This window comes from Lacticaseibacillus yichunensis (genome assembly GCF_003946405.1).
In the GTDB taxonomy this organism is placed as follows: Bacteria; Bacillota; Bacilli; order Lactobacillales; family Lactobacillaceae; genus Lacticaseibacillus; species Lacticaseibacillus yichunensis.
The window spans coordinates 34,505-54,834 of the sequence record NZ_RHOG01000011.1; the positions used below are offsets into that span (position 1 = coordinate 34,505).

Below are 20,330 nucleotides of genomic sequence, written 5' to 3' on the forward strand. Positions count from 1 at the left end.
AAAATCTGCCTACCCCGTCTTTTTTGTTGATATAGCTCGTTAAGCGAAGCTCAAACTGCCGGCTTCGACGTTCAAAAGCGTTTGAATGATCAGCGAGGCGCCACCAAGCAAGGTCGCGTTGCGCACATCCTTGACCAAGATCACATCCGGGTCTTCATCAGTAAGCCGCGGCATGTCCGCCTGAATCTTGGCAAACAGCTCCGGAATCGCCGCGACCAACCCCGAGTTCAGGGCGATCAGCTGTGGCGCCATGGTGACGCCGACATTGTAGATCACATGTGCGATCGCAAAGCAGAAGCGGTCGAGCGCCTCGGTGACGAGCTTGTCGCCGGCCCGGAACCGCTGCACGACATCCTGCCGCACCAGGTCGGCCTCACCGGTATCATGGCGAAGCCGTTCCATGATTGCATCTTCCGAGCACAGATTTTCGACCGTATCAGGTTTACTATTGCCCAGGAAATGATTGTTGTAGACGATGGTGTGGCCGATCTCCCCGGCCTCGCCGCGATTACCCGTGTACAGCTGGTTGTGCAAAATAATCCCCGCGCCGATGCCCTTATGAATGCTGACACAGACGAGGTTGGCGACACTTTCCTTGGTGTCAAAATCGCGCTCATAAATGACGGAAAGATTCGCCTCGTTTTCCAGGACGACCGGGACATGCGTGGCGTCCTGCAGCATCTTCGCCACGTCGAAGCGCTTGAAATCAAGCGTCGGTGTGTACACGACTTTATTTTCGTTGACGATCCCGTGGATGGACACCGCGATACCCAGTAGCGGCAAGCCATCGATCATATTATCCACATTCGCCATGTCGACCAGCATCGCAAGCCGTTTTTCAACAGGCATGTCGGCGACTTGATAGCGCTCGACTGCCACGATGCTGCCGTCCATCTTATTGACCATCCGATCGATGTAGTCAAACCCGAGGTCAAAGACGATCACATACCCAAGATCTGCGTTGAACTGCAAGAGTGTCGGCTTGCGGCCGCCGTTTTTCGTACTATCTCCTTGCCCAAGCTCAAGCAAATGCTGATGGGCGATCAGGTCGCCAACGATCTCCGAGACAGTGACCTTGTTCAGGCCCAGATTCTTGGAGACCTGACTACGAGAGATCGGCCCATGATTGAAGACCTGCTCCAACACATGACGCTCATTGAGCACGCGCAGGATGTTCTTGTTTGCAGCCATCTCTACCCCTCCTTTTTGTTTGGACTACTAACGAACTAGATTATATCCTCACGCTTGCCGAATAGCAATTGAATTACCCGCAAGTGACCGCAGACCCCGCAGTTTAATGGGCTTTAGCGATAGAAATAGCGCTTTCTCGCGCCAACTGATGCGGAATTGAACAAATGGGCCGGCTTTTGCCGAAATGGCGAAAAAACAGGGCTGTGGCTGGTGCGACCGCGATTTTTCCGGTGATTTTAGTTTGTCAGGTCTCGTCAGTTTTCGCCTTACGCCTGTCGTATCGCCACGCTTTTCCCACGAAAACCCCAAACCGGATGCTTTCCTCGGTGAACTAAGGTATGATAGAGAAAGAAGATAGCGGTTTCACGGTTGGCTTGCCGCCGTGGGACCGCCTTACTATTACCGCCAGCTGGCGCGAGAAACAGGAGCATTCACCTATGACATTTCGAATTCCAACTTATCAAGATTACCTGACCGCCACCCCCAACGACCACATCACGGTCGAAGAATGCGGGGAGCTGCTGGATGAGATCATCGCGGCGATGGATCTGACCGACGACTTCTACCAGGAGACCTGGGAGACCTTCGTCCACACCGCAACCAGCTACACGCGCATCCGCGCCGATTTTGCGCTGATGACCATCGTGGAAAGCTCCGAGGAAGGCACAAAGCGCACCGCCGCACATAATTCCGTGATCTCGGCGCTGGCGGCTGTCGCCAAATTGCAGGCGCAAGATGGTCGCGATTACTCATGGGCAACCAAGCTCAACATCGACCTGACCAACCCGGATGTCGCCAAGGCAAAATTGAACCGCCGGCGCATCGGGGATTTCGCGAATTACATCACCTATGTCACCGCCTTGGATTCGCGCTTGGTTTAAGACTGCGGCTGCCTGACAAACATAAAAAAAACAGCCTCGCGCTGACGGAGGGCGCCCAAGGATCAATTTGTGATCTCGGGGTTCCTCGTTGCGCGTGGGCTGTTTTTGGCTATACCGGGGCTTCGCTAATGATGGCGGGGCTTCAGGGTAAACTGCTTGTCATGCCAGTGCTTGACGTAGGCCTTCAGCGGACCGGATGTCACGCCAGCCGGCACCTCGACGCGGTAGGTCCCGCCGCGCAGCGTGGTGCTGGCCACGCCATCTGGGCCGGTCGTCAGCGTCGCCACGTGCTTGCGCCGACGCCGGACAACGAGCGAAGCGTCAGCTAGCGCGGCCCCGTCTGCGGTCAAGGCCGTGACACGCAGTTCATAGCGGCTGCCCGCCACCAGCAGGCCGCGAAGCAATAGCCAGATCACGCCGAGTAGCAGGATCCCGGCCAGCCCCCACGCTGCCAGCTTCAGTTTGTTCCAGCGCTCTGCCCAATTTGAAGCGGTCTTATCCGCCTTGGTGTAGGGGACCCGGCGGCCGGTGATCAGCAAGCGATGCGAGTTGATCATGTAAGGCGTGCACGTCATCAATGTTACCAGGTCCTGTCCCGGCTCGACCTTGAGCGAGCCGATATCACTGGGGTCGATCGTCTGCCGCTTGAAGACCTGATAGGCCAGCGTTTTGTCACCGATCTTGATGAAAAATTTGGCGCCGTTTTTCAGCTCCGGCAGGCGGGTGAACAGCTCGGCATTGGGAATCCCGCGATGCGCGGAGATCACCGCGTGCGTATTTTTCCCGCCGGTCGGATAGCTCGTGCCGTCCAGCAGGCAGGCGCCGAATTGCAGCAACCAGTCCGTCGTGCGAGAAAAAACAGGTAGCGACACGCCGATCGTCGGAATGGTGAGTTGCGCGATCGTGTCATTTGTCAGCGTCTGTTGGTCGCGTTTGGCGCTGGTCTTTGCGGTGCCTTGCGCATTGACGGCCGTGTTGAACGCCGCCACGCCAGGCGCCGCACCAGTTTTCGCCAGCGCCGTATTTTTGGCCTGATACTGTTTGTACTCGCGCTTCAAGGCCGCCGTATTCTTCTTCGTTTCGCGGACCTGATAGGCGTCGATCACCTGCTGATTTTTGTACGAGACATACGCATCCGACACGAAGGGATAGGCCAGCACCCCGATGCCGACGACGATCAGGAGCAAAATGATGATGTCGATCGCCCCAATCGGCTTTTTCGCTTTCTTTTTCGCCATCATGTGCCTCCTTCTCAGCGACTTGTCTCGATAGCAAAAAGGAGAAGCGGCCGGCTCCTCCTTTTGCAGGTGCGGGGAAAATTAGGCTGCGCGCCGCTTGTTGTAAGCCACGCCGCCAAGTGCGATCAGCGCCACGCCCAGCACGACAAAGGCCACGATGCCGGCGCCACCGGTATGCGGGAGAATGCCTTCTGGGGTATCGGTGACGGTCGTTGCGTTATCGCCCGGCTTGACTGAAGCGTCCGCAGCCGCCTTGCCATCGATCGCCGCATCCTTGTTGTAGCCGTTTGGTGCCGCGACTTCTTCGATCGTGTAGGACTTGTCAGGATCAAGGCCTGTCAGCACGCCATCGACCGTTGCTTCTGGATTCGCCTCAAAGCCGAATTCGCCTTTGTCGTTGGAAACAAAGGTCGTTGCCTGGTCCCTCGTGCCCCAGGAAACATCGGAGGCGCCAGCTGGCAATTCGGTCAGCGCTGCATTTTCAGAACCCTTGATGGCGGCATAGAGGTCGCCTTGCTTGATGTAGAACTTCGCACCGGCCAAAACAGTCTTGGTGTTCGTCTCGTCAACCTTGGTGAACTTCAACTTATACGTCTTGTCGACTTGTTCCTTCGGATAAACATACGCCACGCCATCGGAAGCCGGCGCCTTCACAGGCAGGGAAAGCACGAAATCAAAGGAAGTCTTGTAGCCAGCCGGTGTCTTTGTTTCACGGAAAAGATAGACAGCGGGCTGACCATTTGAGGATTTAGGCAAGTCGAAGGTGACTTGCCCGTTCTGAGTCGTGTCGCTGAGGTCCGGCTTTGCATCTGTGAGGTCAAACACCGTGGTATGGCCGTTATCATCTGCCTGATTAGCATCCGCGGCAGTCAACGTACCATCCTTGATCTTGCTCCAATACTGGGCCGTCACATCATACACGGAATACTCCGCACCATCGACACGGGCATTATTCGCCTTGTCCGCTGTTGCCGGCAACGTGTCGACAGGGACAGGGTTGCCGGTCGGCTGATTGCTGGCCGAAACATACTTGGTCAGCGTCACCTTCTGTGTCTCGCCGTCCGCTTTGACCGTTGTTGCGTTGAGACCATTGGCCGCCAGAGGCAATGCCAACAGGGCCGCACCGATCACGATCAGTGCTTTCTTTACAAGTGAATTCTTCATAATCATTGGTTCCCCCAAAATAGTTTTTTAACTAGTTAGTTAACTGATCTCCGGTTCCGATAACGAAGCGCCAGCACCAGTGCGATCACCACGACCCCGATGGCCGAAAGCCAAGAGGCCCAGGCGCTGCCGGTGTGTGGCAGGTAATCCCACAATTTTGGTGTTGGGTGGTGCGGTTGCGTGGGTGACACTGGTTTGTCCGGTGTCATGGGTGAAGCGACATTCACGACCTTGTATGGATCCGTTTGGCCGCGCGTGTACTCCCCGGCTACGATCTGAAACGCAATGGCCTTGGTGTTTCGCACATAGCCAGCCGGCGCCCTGACTTCAACCAGCGAATAATGACCAGCGGCCAAGCCTTGAATGGCAAAACGCCCATCTTTTCCCGACGTCAGGGTGGCCAGGCCCGCCGCTTTGTACGACGTGGTGATCGGCGCGGACACATTTTTCCACGCCCAGCCGTCCTTGGCCTTGATCAGGTAGGCACCCTGCTCGTTTTTCACCACGAAGACGGCGCCGGCCAATGGTTGTCCAGACTTCGCATCGACCTTGATGAACCGCTTGCCGCCGGTGACATCCACCGTGTAATCCTGTTGCGGGTCATCGCCGCCCGGATAGACGATCGCGCGGTTGACCAGCAGCTCATCCGCTGGGGTGCCGGCCTTGATCGCCATGTCATAAGTGACGGTGATCGTTTTGCCGGCATCCCCCGTCAGCTGGGTGACGTCAAAGGCTAGGGAAAAACTGTGCGCAGTGGCATCGCGGACCCGATACAGCCCCGCAGTCGCCGTGACTGGCTGTCCGTCGATCGCCACATGAATGCCGCCGTGGCGGACAAGCTCGGCGTTGGCGCTGTCCGAAATGGTGAACGTCTTCAGCGCGCCGATATCCGCCGGCACCGTCACCGCGATCTTGTATGGAATGGTTTCCCCATACGCGAAATTGGTGCGGTTCGCCGTGACGGTTTTCGCGATCGTCGTTTCGCCGCCGCTCACCACATTCTTTGGAAACAGATCGATCTGCGATTGAATCTGGCCGTCTGCCATCAGCGGCAACACAACGACCAAGTTTTGGCTCTGCCCATCAATGCCGGCGGGCGTGCCAGTTTCCTTGAACAGATAAACCGCGTACTGCCCATTTTCGCGAAGCGTGAGGCCGGCGAACCGCGCTTCACCCGAGCCAGCCGTTTGGTGACTGACCACCGCTTGGCGCGAAAAATCGGCCTGCGTATTCGCAAAATGGGCCTGCGCCGCCGCCACATCATGGCCATCTGCGACATACGCCCAAAAATCGGTCGTGATGTCATACGCAGTGAAGGTCACGCCATTCAGCGGGCGCGCGGACTGGCCAAAATCGGGAATGGCCGCACCGTCGTTGGCCTGTTTGTCCGGCAACGTCTCGTCGAAGAGCAGCTTGTGCAGGACGATATCGACGGTCGTGGGCGCTTGTGTCTGAGCCGCGGCGGTTGCTTGCGCCGGGCTGAGCGCGACCCCAAGCAACATCAGGAACGCGGCGCCCACTGCAAGAAGTGCTTTCCATCGCTTACTCATGGCGCACCTCCCGGCGAAAAGCCGCAACGATCAAGATCAGGAACCCGGCCAGCGCGAACATCGCCAAGGCCATGACCAGGTACCGCGACACGCCACCGCCGCCGGTATGCGGCAAAATGGTCTGCGGCATGTTGGTGATGGTAGCGATGCCATCTGTTTTAGCCAGATTCTGCGCCTTTTTGTCACCCGGCGCATAGAACTCGACCGTGCCGTCCAGCTTGACCTTGATCGTGTACGCGCCGGTGCCGCGCAAATATCCCGTTGGCGCCGTGGTTTCCGTCAACGTATACGTGTGTCCAGCCTGAAGCCCCATAGCCGTCATATTCCATTTCTGGCCGGCCACGTTTTCAGACTTCAGGACAGCAGGGGCGGCATCGCTCGTCGTATCCTGGAGGCTGAACTGAGCGCCAGTCAACTGCGTCTTGTGGTTCCAATGATCCACTTTGTTGAGGTGAAAATTGACCGTCGTGCGCTTATCTGTGAAGGCGTACGTCATCGTTGTTGGGGCGTCGGCATCGACTGTCAGTGCCGGATCCTGAGACGCATTACCAAATGAGATCTCTCTTGGCGTCGCATCGACGTCATACCCATCCGGTGCCGTCTTTTCAACCAGCTCATAAGTCGTGTCGCGGTCAAGCGCTTGGGAAAATTGAACGTGGCCATCCGCATCAGTTGGCGCGGAGGTGATTGCTTTGTCCGGCTGGTCCTTCGGATACAAGGTGAAGATCGCCCCGGCCAGCGGTTTGCCTGTCGCCTCATCCTGCTTCAAAACGTTGAGTTGCCACGATGGCGTATCGGTTTTAATGAAGTGCAGGACATTGCCAGCCGTCGACTCGCCACTACTTGAAACGTAAAACGAATCCTTGTCATATATGCTTGGTGTCTGAGTTGGGAGTGCAGATGGGACCCATTTCTTGTCTGCATTTTGACTCAGGTGTTGCCACTGATAATCAGTTGTTAGTTCAAATCGCGTAGGCGTGGCATCGAGCGAATAGCCAGTCGGCGCAACTGTTTCAGTGATCTCATAGACGCCTGGGGCCAGCGGCTGGGTCTGGTTTGCATCGGTGATCGTTGCGACTGGTGTTTTCGTCTCGGACCCATCTTCGGCTGTCGTGATCTGATCGAGCTTGAATGTTGCACCAGTCAGCGGAGCGTCCCCTGCCTTGGCGCCGGTGGCAACTTTTCTGACGTCGATCACGTGTTGTGTATTTGTGAGCGTAACTTGTGGATCGGTCGTAGACGTGAAATCAAGGTCGCCGTTTCCATCGAGATCCCCAGTCAGGGTCGTACTGAATTCTTTCCCGGTTGACTGGCCATTGACCGTCGCCCCAACCTCTTTGACAACATACTTTGCAGTCGGCGAGAGCTTCTTAAACGTAGCCGTGAAATCGTTCGCCGCATTCAACGTGACCGGATCGCCAACGGGTTGGTCCTTCGTTTGCGATGTCCCGTCTGCGACTTGGTAGAGTTGAACCGTCGCCTCGGCATTTTGCTGATCGACAGGGTCGCCTAAGTGCCAGACCTTCTTCACGGTTGCCTGAGCGAACTGCGTATTTTCGACCGTCCCGGTATTTTCACCAGTGTAAGCCGAGAAGTTGAGGTCCCACCGGTGATTCGTATCGCCGCTGACCGCCACTGTGCGGCCAATGATCGAGCCAAACACGTGGGCACTTTGAACAACGAGATTCGCATCCGGGGCGAGAATCGACCCATAAAACGTATCATTACAGATTGAGATGGTCTGGCCATCTTTATAGCCATAAAAATTCCAGAGAATCTTCGCCTTGTTGAAGTCTTTCAGATCAGCGTCAGTGAGGCCCTCAAACGAGATATTGCCGGCATCCCCGGCGCTGATATCGGTACCATCGTAATTTGAAAAATCGACATTGATAATGATCGGCCGTGAGTTGGGATCGTCAAAGTTGATCCCCGAGAAGTTGATGGCGCTCTTCGCTTCACCTTTTTCGCCAGCCAGTTGCTCCCACGTCAAGTTGACATAGGCGGCATCTGGCATGACGCCAGTGGTGAATTCATCGCTTGGTGCGGCATTGACGGCGTAGTTATAGTCGGCCGCCTGCTGGTCCTGCGGGAGTTCAACGAAGTAATACGTGCCCGGCGCGCTGACCGAGATATTGATCTGACCATTCTTATCTGTGGTCAGGACGTTTTTATCCAGCCGATTATTTTGGCTATCAAAGACAGTGATCTTTGAAAAATCGACCGGGGTCAGTTGGCCATCATCGTCTTTTTGAACGAGCTGAAATTTGACGCCCGAGGTGATCGGCTTGCCATTCTCATCGACCTTCGTCAGTTGCAGTGGGTACATGAGCGGCCATTGTGAGTTGTCGGCTTCGGGATCTACGTCGATGTCTAGTTCATTGTCGTTTGTCTTCTGGTATGTTTTCCCTTTGCCAGCAAAGAGGTTGGAGACGGTCTCTAATTGCTGGAAAGTCTGATCAAGATCGATGAAGGGCTGATCAGCGGACTCTTGCGAAACATCGCCGATATGCAGCGCGTCCATCTTCTTGCCATCCAGAGTAAGGGTCGTCTCGCCTTGATTTTGACTAGCCAGACCCACAGTGGTGTCTGCCCCTACGACGACTTGCTTAGAAGCAGAGCCAAACGCCGAAGCGGAAAAGCCATTGATATCATCGATCGTCTGAAAATAATTGACATCGGTGCCCTTACCTGTAGTCGCGTTCACAGGCAACGGGCCAAGGTCGTCGGCAGTGTGCCAATCACTCGTTGCAGCGAGATCCTTTGTCGCCACATTACCGTCCTGGCTAGACCCCAACGTGACCTTATCACGGCCAACAAGCGAAAAATGTTGGGCCGCGCCAAGGATGTCGTATTGTGTCGATGGATAGGTCTGGGCATACGTGCCTGCCGGTTGCGCGAGTGCCGAACCATCAGCCTTCGCCGTTTTCGCCGCGGGCATCACAAGTACCTGCCCGAGCAAAACAACGGACGCGCATAAGATCCGGGTCAGCCGCGTTACTATATTTGTATGACGATCCTTTGTCTCTGTCATGTTGATCCTCATCGCTGGGTCCGCCATCAAACCACTGGTTCCCAGTTTCTGACATAATAAAAAGCCCCCGTCTCCGGAGGCTCACGTGAAGATAACAGCGCAAAGGGCCGCAAAAAAGATGGCCGAGATCACCATCCGTCGCTACACCCCAAAAAAGCCTGTTGCACCGTTAAAAAGTCTTCCCCCAAAGACTGTTAACTCGCCCAATATATCATCTAAAAATCACAGGTGCAAGACACTTACTTATATTTAATAATTAAAGAACATTGAGATTATTAACACGTTTTTGAATTCGGTTATGGTTTGGGCACGATTGAAATCGGCCAAGAATCGACTGTCTATCGGCCCCAGGTTGAAACGGTCGGAAAGTATTTCATTTAAGGAAACAATTGTTTTTGTTTCTTATTACTGAATAAAATTTTTTCGCATAGTTCAGGGATTGAGCCTCTCCAAAATGGCCGATGCGGCGCGTTGTTAGTTAGGCCGTATACAAAATGGCCCCCAAATGGCCGTCTGCACAACAAAAGCGGTTCGCATCAAAATTGACACGCACCGCTTATCATTGATGTGTGACCTAGTCGTCGGCGTTTTTATACCCGATCTGATTCGGCACGATATACAGCGACTTCATCGCCTTGTTCGCAGACACGCCTTCCTGCTTCGCGAACGACAGGAGAAGATCCACATACTTTTGAATCTGAGCCTTGGAAAACAGCGGAATGCCGTCTTTTGGATCGTTGCTCCAGGTCAGCGTGAGCGAATCATCGTCTTCCTCTTCAACATCGGCAATGTATTTGATTCGGCCCTCATCTGGCAACTTGAGCCCGATGCTGGCTGTCGTAAACAGTGCAGGCTTGGCCTCGGCCGGAATCGCATCAAAATCTTGATAAGTGTTAAAGGCAACGTACCTCATTCGGCGTCCTCCCGTAATTGAATGCTCAGCTGCATGGCGCCCACGCCGTCCCCATTTTCCAGGCGGCCAAATTCGACGACACAGGGGAAGTTGTTCATCTGGTAGGCGAGGTCCGACCAGTCGAGCAGCTCGTCTGGCAGTGCCCAGAATGTCGGCTGATCAGGCCCGGCCACGGTCATTCCAGCATAAGCCTGGCCTGTGTCGCTATCGACGTAATGCCCCGCGGCCAGGACAGTGAACTGACGCTTGGCCCAGTCCGCCTCGTCAAGGTTGAAAACACGGTTGTTGTCGCGGGCGATCTGGCGTTCTGCCCCAAACCGATCGTAATCGACCAACGCATCGCCGACTGCATAGGTGACCTCGCGCCCTTCGATGACATCCGGCTCAACTTTTTCGGTCACAATCTCAAAATAATGGCGAACGATCTGAAACGCCTCGATCGTGATCGAATAAAACAGCGGAATGCTAGACCGGTCGGGGTGACGAAGGACCGCCTGGAACAGTCGCGTCTCCAGCTGCACATCGTTGACGAGATCCGTGACGAGCGAAACGGCCTCGTCCGGATCATCGGTCAATTGGACACTGAAAGACTCCATGGTGTCTGTTTTATAACTTTGAAGATAACGCCCATCTTTTTTGGAGCGAAACCACGCGCGATATAACTGTGTCATTTGTCTCCCCCTATCAGCCTTCATGCATCAATATAGTTATATTTTACCGCTATGAGAGGCGCGTGCAAGGGACTTGGGACCCAGATGCGGCATGATTTCCCAGGAAATTTTTGCAACAGTTTCGTCCTGATCGTCCACACAAAGAACTAGCGAAAATACCGCGAATACTCACATATACCAATTATTGTCAAAAACCGGCCACGAATCGGCAGCGCGAGATGCAACCGGTTTCCATTCAGGTATAATACAAGGGAACCTATATAAAGGAGTCGATCACATATGCAATCATTATTTGGCCAGATAAATGGTCAACCTGTTACCAAATATTCCGTGACGAACGCAAATGGCGTCACACTGTCCTGTTTGTCGTTTGGTGCGACCTGGTATTCGCTCACCGTCCCGACTGACGACGGCCCGCGCGACGTGGTCCTGCACTACCGCACCGCAGAAGAATACGACCAAGCCAGTTCTTTTCTCTGCAAAACGATTGGGCGGACAGCCGGTCGAATCGGCAAGGGCCAAGCCACGCTGAACGGCCAGCTCGTTCAGGTCCCAACCAACGAAAATGGCAACACCCTGCACGGTGGCAAGCATGGCCTGCATGACCTCAACTGGGACGGCCGTACTGAGGGGTCGCGCATTATTTTCACCTGCCACATGCCAAGCAGCGTGGACGGATACCCGGGCGATCTGGACGCGCAGGTGGAGTACCTGCTCGACGACAACGACACTGTCACGATCAGCTACAGCGCCACCGCCAGCGAAGACACGCTGTGGAACCCGACTTGCCATATCTACTTCAACCTGGACGGCGCAGACAACACGATCAACGCGCAGGACATGCAGGTGCTTGCCGACCAGCGGCTTGAACTCGATGAGGAAAAAATTCCGACTGGCGAATTCCTGCCGCTGGCGGAAACTCCATATAACTTCAAGACGCAGGCAAACCTGGGTACCGCGATCGACGGCCTGCAGGATATCGATGAAAAGGGCATCGATGATGTCTATGTGATCAACGAGCACGACGAAAACGACCCTGTTTGCACCCTGTGGTCCAGCGACAAAAAGGTGAGTGTCGCGCTCACCTCCCCGCGCAACGGGCTTGTCGTGTACTCTGGCAATCACTTCGAGGCTGCGGACGACCTGGAAGGCTATGAAGGCCGCCCATACGTCGGTATCGCCGTTGAAGCCCAGACCCTGCCAACCGCCGCCACAGACGACTCTGGCACCATCAAGCTGGCCGCAGACGAACAGCGCGACGACTGGATCTCATACCATTTCGCTTATTAGAAAAGGGTGCGAAGCCGAGCGGTTAGGTCTGAGCAGCTAAGCGCACCAGCGCCACGCGCTTTCGCAACATTGCACCATTCCAAATGCACGCAAAAAACAGGCAGCGACCGCGTCACCTCGGTGTTTTCCACCAGTGTGATGCGGCGCTGCCTGTTTTTTTCTTCCATTATAGAAGTGGTTACTTCGTGGTAGCACTCAACACCAGCGTCTCAGCTGTGGCATCGCCGACAGCCTTGAACTTCATGATGCCGACCGCGTCCATGTTCGTGATGATCACGATCATTGGGGTCTTCTTGCCTGCCGCGACGATCGCGTCAAGATCCGCGATCGCGACCACGTCACCGTGCTTGACGGTTTGGCCAACTTCAACTTTGACGTCAAACGGCGCACCCTTCAGCTCAACGGTGTCGATACCCATGTGAAGCAGAACTTCCAGGCCAGCATCGGTCTTGAAGCCGATCGCGTGCTTGGTTGGGAAGACCGCTTCGATCGTCCCATCGACAGGCGCGGTGATCGTACCGTTTGCGGGATCGATGGCAAAGCCGTCACCCAGCATCTTTTGGGCAAAGGTCGGATCTGGCACATCGGCGAGATCCATGACGTGACCTTCTGCGACGCTGTAAAAGTTTTCAGTGACATCACGCTTGATGCCGGCTGGGACGTCCGCAACAGGTGCTGCAGGCGTTGCATCGGCGGCGGCATCCTTGTCTGCAGCTGCCCCACCCTGCAACGTAGCCAGCGGCGTCTTCGCATTTTCCAACTTGCTCAAGGCATCCGCAACGAATTGAACTTCGGTGCCGATGATGATCTGCAAGTTGTGATCATCGATCTTGTTGACGCCGGCCGCACCGGAATGCTTGATGGCGCCTTCGTTGATCTTGTTGGTATCGGAAAGTTGCAGACGCAAACGGGTCGTGCAGTTGTCAACCTCAGTCAGATTTTCAAAACCACCCAAAGCGGCGTAGATCTGCTTGGCCTGACGCATGTACTTGTCGTCTTCGGCGGCGGCGGTGATGATCGGTTCGTCGTCGGCGCTGTCATCGATGGCTTCACGGCCTGGGGTCATCAAGTTGAACTTCTTGATTGCCCAGTTGAAGCCGAAGTAGTAAATGACGGCCATCACAAGCCCTTGCAAGATCAGCATGTACGGCTGGTTGGCGATCGGGTTCTTGAAGCTCAACACGAAATCGACCAAGCCGGCGGAAAACGCGAAACCTGCAGTCCAGTGCATGAATGCGGCAAAGGCCAAGGACAGGCCAGTGAAGATCGCGTGAATCACGTACAGTGGCCATGCGACAAACATGAAGGAGAATTCAAGCGGTTCGGTGACACCGGTGAAGAATGAGGCAAACGCCCCAGCCAACATCAGGGAGCCGACTTCCTTTTTCCGCTCAGGCCGCGCGTTCTTGTAGATTGCATACGCGCCGGCTGGCAGACCAAACATCATGACTGGGAAAAAGCCAGCCTGGAACATCCCGGTGACCCCTTTTGGCCCCTGAGACGCGAGGAACTTGCCGATATCGTTGATGCCGGCGACGTCGAACCAAAAAACAGAGTTCAGCGCCTGATGCAGGCCGGTCGGAATCAGCAAGCGGTTGAAGAACCCGTACAGGCCAGCCCCGACCGCGCCGAGTTTGACGATGCTTTCGCCAAATGCGACCAATGCGGAGTATACTGGCGGCCAAACAACGAACAGAACTGCGGACACGGCCATCATCACAAACGCTGAGATGATCGGCACCGCGCGCTTGCCGCTGAAGAACGACAAGGCCATTGGCAATTTTACTTCATGGAATCGGTTGTACAGCGCCGCGGCGATGACCCCGGCCATGATCCCGATGAAAACGTTGGTGATTTGATTGAACGCCGGATTAACGGCGGTCACTTTGACGCCGGTGAACACCGCAATGTTGTCCGGTTTCAGCACATTAACTGGCACTTCAAAGGCGACCAGCCCGGCAAACGCCGCGGCCCCGTCTTTATCTTTGGCCATGCCAAGCGCAACGCCCACTGCGAAAAGAATTGGCAGCTGGTTGAGAATGGCAAGTCCACCCTGAAGCAAGAAGTTGGCGATCGAGTTAGGCCCAAAAGACAGCCAATAGTTCGCGATGCCGACCAACAGCGCGGCTGCTGGCAAAACGGCGACTGGCAGCTGCAAGGAGCGGCCGAGTCGTTGCATGTATGACTTCATGTTTATCCCCCCAAATATAAATTAAATAATGCAATCGCTTTCCAAAAACGCAATCAAAAAGCGGTCATGTAAGCATTTTCGAGTTTACAGGGCGAATGAAAAAAACACAACCCCCTGGCGTTTGGTCTACACCAATTATGAGAAAGCGCTGACGTGGAGCTTGTTGGTTGGTCTATGCCAATGAATGCGATACCAGTCGCCTTTATCCTGAATTCACGCGAAATTGGCCCGCGTGGTGATAATAAGCAAAAAAAATATTGGTCAGCTTTGACCGACAATCGTACCCCACATCCGGGGTGATTGCCTCCGTCACTGCATACCAATTAGTGCGAGAGACTGCCACGATTTTTCCTGAGGCCTCTATCTTTGCCCGGCGCCACCCTGTTATGATGAGACAAGCGGCTAACTTTGCCGCTCGCACCGCCCCCACGAAAAGGAGCGACTTACGATGAAAAAAATAGCGATCATGACGCTGTTTGCCCTGTGCCTCGTAGCGACAGGCTGCCAGCAATCGACCACCAAGACCCATCCGGCCACGATGACCAGTTCCGCCGCCCCGACCTCCGTGGATGCCGCGGCGCCGGATGTGACGTTGAACGATGCCTGGACAACCTTATTGCGCCAACATGGCGAGATCGCCGTGACCCAAGTCAAACTGGCAGCTGGGCATTACACGCTGACTGGGCAAGATGCGAGCCGAGAGATCGAGCTGACGATCGATGCCACCTCGGGCAGGGTCCTGAAAACAGCCTCCGAGGAGATCACCGAAGATGAGCTTGATGACGACCGCGATGCCGTGATCGAGCGACAAAATCTCCTGACCCAGAGCAAGGCCGTTGCCGCCGCAACGCCCCACGCGACTGGGAAGCTGACCAGTTGGGAGATCGAAGAAGACAGCGGTCGCATGGTGTGGGAGTTTCAATATAAAGATGGCCAAAAAGAGACCGAGGTCCAGCTCGACGCCTACAACGGGACCGTGCTTGGCGTCGATGAAGACGAAGATGACGGACCATCCTAAACTAGGGGCCATACAAAAAGGCAACGCACGCCGCGTTGCCTTTTTGCGTCCGGGTCAAGGTTGCACGAGCCCACCCGCATCCGGATCGTCGCCTGCCTGAATCAGAATGATCAATTTATGCGGTAGACAGATGCTTTGCTGCCCAGGTTGCGAGATCCAGCTGGTATGGACCGCGATCTGATCCGGCGTGTTATCCTCTTTATCCCGGATCCGCGCGCCGTCGACTTCGATCACATTGTATTGGCCCGGCGCGGGGTGCAACGTGAATTGCGTGTGCGGGGTCTGCTTGTCCAGCTTGATGCGGCGGACCGTCTGACCATCGATCGAGATCACGGCGATCAGGTTTGAGAAAGGCTGAGCGGCCTGCTGGCGAGACCAGAGCCACCATGGCAAAAAACACAGCGGAATCAGGATAACCAAGAGCACATAATCAAATGGCCGCGTATAATGTCTCAGCCAATGGCGCATGCGTCCCGCCTCCCCATATCGTAATCAGTACGATATAAATAGTAGCACGCACCCCGTCGCTCGCCAACCACCTTCGCAAAACAAAAAGGCGACCCCCAAATAGAGTCGCCCATTACTTACTGAGTCAGTGCCGTTTGCCGCAATCGGCCCACGCCGACCCCGAGCTTGCCGCCTTTCAATAGAAAGGTCTTCAGATTCCGCTGCAAGGTCGTGTGCTCCGGCCAGTCGATCAGGGCCGCTTTGGTGCGACCAAACACCCACTTGCGCACATCCTCATGGGACAGATCCGTGGCGATCACCTCAAAATCATCTTGAAACTGGCGAATTTTCGACTCGGGCGGCAGCACCTCCGCCAGCCCCGGGGCCATCAACCAAGAATGACATTCATAGGGCTTCGCGGCATCACCCGGGAAATAATCGGCAAAGAAATCGCGGGCCGCGCGATAAGACGCCTGCCGAGACGCAGTGTGCAGATCCGCATCATTTGGAATGTGGACCTGAATCGCCGTCTCAGTGCGCTCATACTCAAACGCCCCAAGTCGAAATTCGCGCAAGGTCAGCTGCCGAATCGGCCACTGCAGATCATATGGCGCCACATCGATTGCCTGAGCATCGCTTTGCAGGATCCGCGTGAAAAACCGCATGGTCGCGTCATAGATCGGCATACTGATGCCGCGATGCGCATACCCATTATGTGCGAGCGCCGCCAGTTTCAGTAGGGCATAATAACGCCCGGCAAAGCCCTCACCGCGTGCATCCCACGAGTCCAACTGGGTCGCCAGTTCCTGATCGGTCTGCCAGCTCGCCAGCGCATCCAGTTGCCCTTGCCAATAGGGTTCGTCGTACTCAAATGCGTATCGCGCGTCCATTTCGGTCATCGCCAGCGCGATCGGTTTCGGGGTCTGAATATGGGACATCAATGATTGAAGGGTGATCATGGCTTGCCTCCTTGAGTGCACTGTTATTTTACGCCATCGAGGCTGCTGAAAAACAGTTTCTGGCAATTTCTCATCGAGTCTTTTCTTTTTTGCCATCCAGTGAGAAGATACCGGTGAAGCGTTTACAAATACAAGCTTGGAGATGAGTTTTTTGCTTTTTAAAGCGAACACGAAACTTGTTTTGACGGGTGATTCCGTCACTGATTTTGGCCGCGATCGGACGGGCTGGCCGGGCACCGAACCGTCACTTGGAACCGGCTATCCGCGCGTGATCTCCGCCGAGCTGGCCGCGGTGTATCCGGAACTGAAGATCTTGACCATCAATCGCGGCGTGTCCGGCGACACGACCAACGAACTGGTCGCCCGCTACCAGGCCGATGTCTTGGACCTGCATCCAGATGTCGTCTCGATTCTGATCGGGGTCAACGACGTATGGCGCCATTTCGACAGCACCTTCCTGCATCCCACGGACCTCGTTGACTTGCCGCTGTACCGCGAGCATTACCAATGGCTGATCGACCAGTCGAAGGCGGCCGGCGCCCAGGTGTTGGTCATGAGTCCCTTCTTCTTTGAGGCCAACCACAACGACCCGATGCGGCAAATGGTCGACGAGTTCACCGCCGCGGCCAAGGACCTCGCTGCGACCAACGATCTGCTTTACATTGATATTCAGGCGCGCATCGATGCGTATCTGAAAAACAATTCGCCGTACCTGCTCACACCAGATCGGGTCCATCCAAATTACATTGGCCACACCTTAGTCGCCAACGAATGGCTGCATGCAATCGGCTTTGATGCCGACCACCGGCAAGCCTGATCCACACATAAATCAACACGCACCACGCAAAAAAGCTGAGACCAGACGATCGGTCTCAGCTTTTTTGGCGTCTTCTCGCGGCGGTGCGCGGACACCACCGTTTTGATGGCACAGCAAACAGGCCGAAGTCTCCTCCGACCTGCCAAATTTTAGGTTGGATCCCTTTCCCTCTTCATTTTCGAGATTCCTCCCGTCGGTGTTAGGGGAACTTATTGAGTTAGAAATACGGGTGGTACATTTTCCGGTGCCTTTCAGCACTGGGTCCGTTTCTCCCTTTGGGTCACCCAACATCGTACAGATGACCGTCATTGCGTCGCTCGGGGTGGGTCGCGGGTTGTCTCCCGCCGGACTGACCGACGCTGGGAGAAAACTCGTGGCCAGCTCCTCCACGCCTCTCAGTGTCGAAATAAGTATAACGTGAGAAAACGTTCTCGTCAATAGGATTGTGAATCTGTTTTGGCCCATTCTTGTAAAATGTTTGTAACTAGTTGAATGTAGATCGTCGCCCGCACGGCCAACACATCAGCTTCTTTTCCCCGTTTCAAGGCCCGTCTTCTAGATAAACATATGATTTTTGATTTATACAAATTTCACAAGACTAATTCCGTGACAAATAACGATGTTCAGTCTAAACTTTTTGGCAAACTAGAAAGGAATGACCAAAATGGCGATCCCAAAGCAGATCATCACGTTATATGGCTGGATCATCGACATCGTTAAAGCGGACATGATCGATCCTGTGACGAGTCACGTCACAAGCGGCGTCTTTTTAGAGATCGGTGCCGACTGGATGCAAGCTCGGCCGGATGAGCCCCGGCTTCCGATCGACTCGATCATTGTCTATGTCGACGTGACACCAGCCCTACTTCGACGAGACATCTTCAGGATAGATATCGGCGGGATGAACAGTTTCACTGGCAAAGTCGCGACGGCCTATCTCACAACGACCGTCTCTCAAACCAAGTGGCGATTGACCCACCAAATAGCCATTAGTAAGGAATTACGTCTATTCGAAGCGAGCTGGCTCGGCCGCCTCAAGCAATCCAAAGACCTCTCCCCGCGCAATCTCGCTCGTCTCGACGGCCTCTATCTCCGTTTCAAAAAATCTGAGCTGACCCTCGATCAACTCTACGATCTGCAAACGAAGATCACCAAGCCATACCGAGGCAGTCTCCCTCACGAGTTGATTGCAAAGCGGCGTGCCGAACTTAGCCTTATCGCGGCGGATGATGCCCAAAACGGTGCCCCGGTGCCCCTTTTGATCAATACAAAGCCAGGCAACTGGCTCTATCAGGCAAAACTCGATGGGTGGATCGATCCATATTTCATGGAGGAATCTAATCTCGATTATGAGACCAAGCTCGCCCACCTGATCGAGCGGCTGCAAGGCGAAGTCACTTACCGCGAGCGCCATCATGTCCCGTTTTTCGAAGAAGGCGATCTACCGCCGGACCTTGAGCAGCACCATTATCAGCCGCGAAGTTAACTTCACTGCTCATTACCCTGTCTGACCACCCCGATGGCCCAGCACCGCCCGTATCGCTTCAACCGGCACCTGCACGAGCTGACCGTCTTGCACGAAGCCTTCTTCGCGTCCAGTCAGCGCGGCCACCAGTTGCGCGCGATAATCGACGAAAATCGTCTGTGCCGCTGGGTCACGGCTGCGGTCACACATTTCGTTTGGATCCGTGTCCCGGTCGAACAGCTGAAACACGTTGCGCACCGGGAACCAGATCAATTTCCAGCGCGGGCCGACGATAAATTGGCTGGAGTCCGCGCCGAGGGCATGTTCGCCATGAAAGGTCTGCCGCCACGCCGTCTTTTCGCCAAACAGGAGCGGTTTCACCGAGCGTCCATCCACCCCAGCCACCGCGTCGCCGCATGCCAGGTCCACCAGCGATGGAAAAATATCCTGCAGCAACACGAGCTCCGGCACAGTATGACGCGCACCGGCCAAGAGCCCGCCTGCGTTGTACAAAAAGGACGGGACATGAATGCTGCCCTGATACGGATAGCCTTTGCGAAAAAGTCGGTGTTCGCCGAGTTGATCGCCGTGATCCGAGACAAACCAGATCAGCGTGTCCCCCAGCGCGTCAAATTCGCCCAGCGCCGTCATGAAGCGGCTGAGCTGGTGGTCGATCTGGGTGACCAAGCCCAGATAGGCCGCAACCATCCGCCGTTCGTCATCGTCTTTCAAGGTGCCGCGCATGGCCTCGATATCTGGCACCCCGCTGCCCGGGATCGCCCAGTCGCCAAGGTGCAGATCGAGCTTGGCCGGCAGCCTGTCCATGTACATGTCAAAATAGTAAGCCGGTGGATCCAGCGGCGCGTGCGGTTTTTCAAACGACATCTTGAGGAAAAACGGCACAGTGGGATCGCGGCGTTGCAAAAATTTGATCGACTCGGAGACGACCCAGTTCGTCGGATGCAGCCGCTCCGCATAGGGCCAAGGCCGCGCCTCCCAGCTATTGCACCCGATGCCATCGTCAGTCAGATCAGCCTCGGTACCGAGCGTCCCTTTGAGAAATGCGAGGTAATCATCCCCATTTTCAAACTGGGAACCGTACGCCTGGCCGTATTTGCGCTGAACATGCAGATAGCCGTCGTGAAGCAGCACATGATCGTAGCCGAGCCGGGCGCGCGGCGGATAAACATGCATCTTGCCGACACATTCCGTTTGATAGCCGCGATCGCGAAACGCCTGGGGCAAGGTCTGGGAATAGTCCCACGGCACCCGATCCTGATACCCAACGCGGCCGGTACGATCGGCGTCCAGGCCCGTCAGCAGCGATGCGCGCGCCGGCACACAGGTTGGAGTGGCCGAGTACATGTTTTGAAAATTGACCCCGCTGGCCGCCATGGAATCAAGCGTCGGCGTGCTGGCAAAGTGGGTGGCCTCATTGAGCGCCAGTGCCTCTGCGCGCATTTGGTCCACCACGATCAAGATCACATTCGGTTTCATCTACAGT

The 20,330-nt window shown here is 55.3% G+C and carries 16 protein-coding genes; 5 read left to right on the forward strand and 11 right to left on the reverse strand.

The window, feature by feature from the left end; all coding sequences use genetic code 11:
* Positions 1-39: 39 nt before the first annotated feature.
* Complete coding sequence (locus tag EKM95_RS05055; protein ID WP_125696760.1) at positions 40-1,191, reverse strand: ROK family protein; 1,152 nt, start codon at positions 1,189-1,191, stop codon at positions 40-42.
* A gap of 437 nt (positions 1,192-1,628) precedes the next feature.
* On the opposite strand from EKM95_RS05055, the gene EKM95_RS05060 reads away from it, so the two are divergent.
* Positions 1,629-2,072 (forward strand): hypothetical protein, encoded by a 444-nt coding sequence (locus EKM95_RS05060; protein WP_125696761.1) that lies wholly within the window; start codon positions 1,629-1,631, stop codon positions 2,070-2,072.
* Between the two features lie 125 nt (positions 2,073-2,197).
* On the opposite strand, the gene EKM95_RS05065 is transcribed toward EKM95_RS05060, so the two are convergent.
* The 6 genes from EKM95_RS05065 to EKM95_RS05090 all read right to left on the reverse strand — a co-directional run bounded on the left by EKM95_RS05065 (position 2,198) and on the right by EKM95_RS05090 (position 10,639).
* Positions 2,198-3,310 (reverse strand): class C sortase, encoded by a 1,113-nt coding sequence (locus tag EKM95_RS05065; protein ID WP_125696762.1) that lies wholly within the window; start codon positions 3,308-3,310, stop codon positions 2,198-2,200.
* Positions 3,311-3,391: 81 nt separating this feature from the next.
* Positions 3,392-4,474, reverse strand: coding sequence for a pilin N-terminal domain-containing protein (locus EKM95_RS05070; RefSeq protein ID WP_164510093.1), 1,083 nt, complete (start codon positions 4,472-4,474; stop codon positions 3,392-3,394).
* A 35-nt stretch (positions 4,475-4,509) separates the two neighbouring features.
* Positions 4,510-6,024 (reverse strand): SpaH/EbpB family LPXTG-anchored major pilin, encoded by a 1,515-nt coding sequence (locus tag EKM95_RS05075; protein ID WP_125696764.1) that lies wholly within the window; start codon positions 6,022-6,024, stop codon positions 4,510-4,512.
* Entirely contained in the window at positions 6,017-9,055 is a 3,039-nt protein-coding gene (locus EKM95_RS05080) for a SpaA isopeptide-forming pilin-related protein (protein WP_164510094.1), read from the reverse strand. The genes EKM95_RS05075 and EKM95_RS05080 overlap by 8 nt, the downstream gene beginning before the upstream one ends.
* Positions 9,056-9,629: 574 nt before the next feature.
* Positions 9,630-9,968: a hypothetical protein gene (locus tag EKM95_RS05085; protein ID WP_125696766.1), complete on the reverse strand. Its 339-nt coding sequence runs from the start codon at positions 9,966-9,968 to the stop codon at positions 9,630-9,632.
* The gene (locus EKM95_RS05090) at positions 9,965-10,639 is read right to left on the reverse strand and encodes a hypothetical protein (protein ID WP_125696767.1); all 675 of its coding nucleotides are present in this window, start codon (positions 10,637-10,639) and stop codon (positions 9,965-9,967) included. The genes EKM95_RS05085 and EKM95_RS05090 overlap by 4 nt, the downstream gene beginning before the upstream one ends.
* 279 nt (positions 10,640-10,918) lie before the next feature.
* On the opposite strand from EKM95_RS05090, the gene EKM95_RS05095 reads away from it, so the two are divergent.
* Complete coding sequence (locus tag EKM95_RS05095) at positions 10,919-11,929, forward strand: aldose epimerase family protein (protein ID WP_125696768.1); 1,011 nt, start codon at positions 10,919-10,921, stop codon at positions 11,927-11,929.
* Positions 11,930-12,107: 178 nt separating this feature from the next.
* On the opposite strand, the gene nagE is transcribed toward EKM95_RS05095, so the two are convergent.
* The gene (nagE, locus tag EKM95_RS05100) at positions 12,108-14,120 is read right to left on the reverse strand and encodes an N-acetylglucosamine-specific PTS transporter subunit IIBC (protein ID WP_125696769.1); all 2,013 of its coding nucleotides are present in this window, start codon (positions 14,118-14,120) and stop codon (positions 12,108-12,110) included.
* A gap of 448 nt (positions 14,121-14,568) precedes the next feature.
* On the opposite strand from nagE, the gene EKM95_RS05105 reads away from it, so the two are divergent.
* Positions 14,569-15,138: a PepSY domain-containing protein gene (locus tag EKM95_RS05105; RefSeq protein WP_125696770.1), complete on the forward strand. Its 570-nt coding sequence runs from the start codon at positions 14,569-14,571 to the stop codon at positions 15,136-15,138.
* A gap of 54 nt (positions 15,139-15,192) precedes the next feature.
* Here EKM95_RS05105 and EKM95_RS05110 read toward each other — a convergent pair whose 3' ends face one another.
* Both EKM95_RS05110 and EKM95_RS05115 read right to left on the reverse strand, forming a co-directional pair.
* The gene (locus EKM95_RS05110) at positions 15,193-15,606 is read right to left on the reverse strand and encodes a NusG domain II-containing protein (protein ID WP_125696771.1); all 414 of its coding nucleotides are present in this window, start codon (positions 15,604-15,606) and stop codon (positions 15,193-15,195) included.
* Between the two features lie 116 nt (positions 15,607-15,722).
* On the reverse strand, positions 15,723-16,544 hold the full coding sequence (locus tag EKM95_RS05115; RefSeq protein ID WP_125696772.1) for an acyltransferase domain-containing protein: 822 nt from the start codon (positions 16,542-16,544) through the stop codon (positions 15,723-15,725).
* A 151-nt stretch (positions 16,545-16,695) separates the two neighbouring features.
* Between EKM95_RS05115 and EKM95_RS05120 the strand changes: the two genes are divergently transcribed.
* Positions 16,696-17,361, forward strand: coding sequence for an SGNH/GDSL hydrolase family protein (locus tag EKM95_RS05120; protein ID WP_164510095.1), 666 nt, complete (start codon positions 16,696-16,698; stop codon positions 17,359-17,361).
* 664 nt (positions 17,362-18,025) lie between these two features.
* Complete coding sequence (locus EKM95_RS05125; protein ID WP_125696774.1) at positions 18,026-18,847, forward strand: hypothetical protein; 822 nt, start codon at positions 18,026-18,028, stop codon at positions 18,845-18,847.
* Positions 18,848-18,859: 12 nt separating this feature from the next.
* On the opposite strand, the gene EKM95_RS05130 is transcribed toward EKM95_RS05125, so the two are convergent.
* Positions 18,860-20,323 carry an arylsulfatase gene (locus tag EKM95_RS05130; RefSeq protein ID WP_125696775.1) on the reverse strand — a complete coding sequence of 488 codons (1,464 nt, stop codon included), beginning with the start codon at positions 20,321-20,323 and terminating at the stop codon, positions 18,860-18,862.
* Positions 20,324-20,330 lie beyond the last annotated feature (7 nt).

Coding starts and splice junctions, on each gene's coding strand:
- EKM95_RS05055 (WP_125696760.1), bottom strand. CDS start 1,191: ATGGCTGCAAACAAGAACATCCTGCGCGTGCTCAATGAGCGTCATGTG.
- EKM95_RS05060 (WP_125696761.1), top strand. CDS start 1,629: ATGACATTTCGAATTCCAACTTATCAAGATTACCTGACCGCCACCCCC.
- EKM95_RS05065 (WP_125696762.1), bottom strand. CDS start 3,310: ATGGCGAAAAAGAAAGCGAAAAAGCCGATTGGGGCGATCGACATCATC.
- EKM95_RS05070 (WP_164510093.1), bottom strand. CDS start 4,474: ATGAAGAATTCACTTGTAAAGAAAGCACTGATCGTGATCGGTGCGGCC.
- EKM95_RS05075 (WP_125696764.1), bottom strand. CDS start 6,024: ATGAGTAAGCGATGGAAAGCACTTCTTGCAGTGGGCGCCGCGTTCCTG.
- EKM95_RS05080 (WP_164510094.1), bottom strand. CDS start 9,055: ATGACAGAGACAAAGGATCGTCATACAAATATAGTAACGCGGCTGACC.
- EKM95_RS05085 (WP_125696766.1), bottom strand. CDS start 9,968: ATGAGGTACGTTGCCTTTAACACTTATCAAGATTTTGATGCGATTCCG.
- EKM95_RS05090 (WP_125696767.1), bottom strand. CDS start 10,639: ATGACACAGTTATATCGCGCGTGGTTTCGCTCCAAAAAAGATGGGCGT.
- EKM95_RS05095 (WP_125696768.1), top strand. CDS start 10,919: ATGCAATCATTATTTGGCCAGATAAATGGTCAACCTGTTACCAAATAT.
- nagE (WP_125696769.1), bottom strand. CDS start 14,120: ATGAAGTCATACATGCAACGACTCGGCCGCTCCTTGCAGCTGCCAGTC.
- EKM95_RS05105 (WP_125696770.1), top strand. CDS start 14,569: ATGAAAAAAATAGCGATCATGACGCTGTTTGCCCTGTGCCTCGTAGCG.
- EKM95_RS05110 (WP_125696771.1), bottom strand. CDS start 15,606: ATGCGCCATTGGCTGAGACATTATACGCGGCCATTTGATTATGTGCTC.
- EKM95_RS05115 (WP_125696772.1), bottom strand. CDS start 16,544: ATGATCACCCTTCAATCATTGATGTCCCATATTCAGACCCCGAAACCG.
- EKM95_RS05125 (WP_125696774.1), top strand. CDS start 18,026: ATGGCGATCCCAAAGCAGATCATCACGTTATATGGCTGGATCATCGAC.
- EKM95_RS05130 (WP_125696775.1), bottom strand. CDS start 20,323: ATGAAACCGAATGTGATCTTGATCGTGGTGGACCAAATGCGCGCAGAG.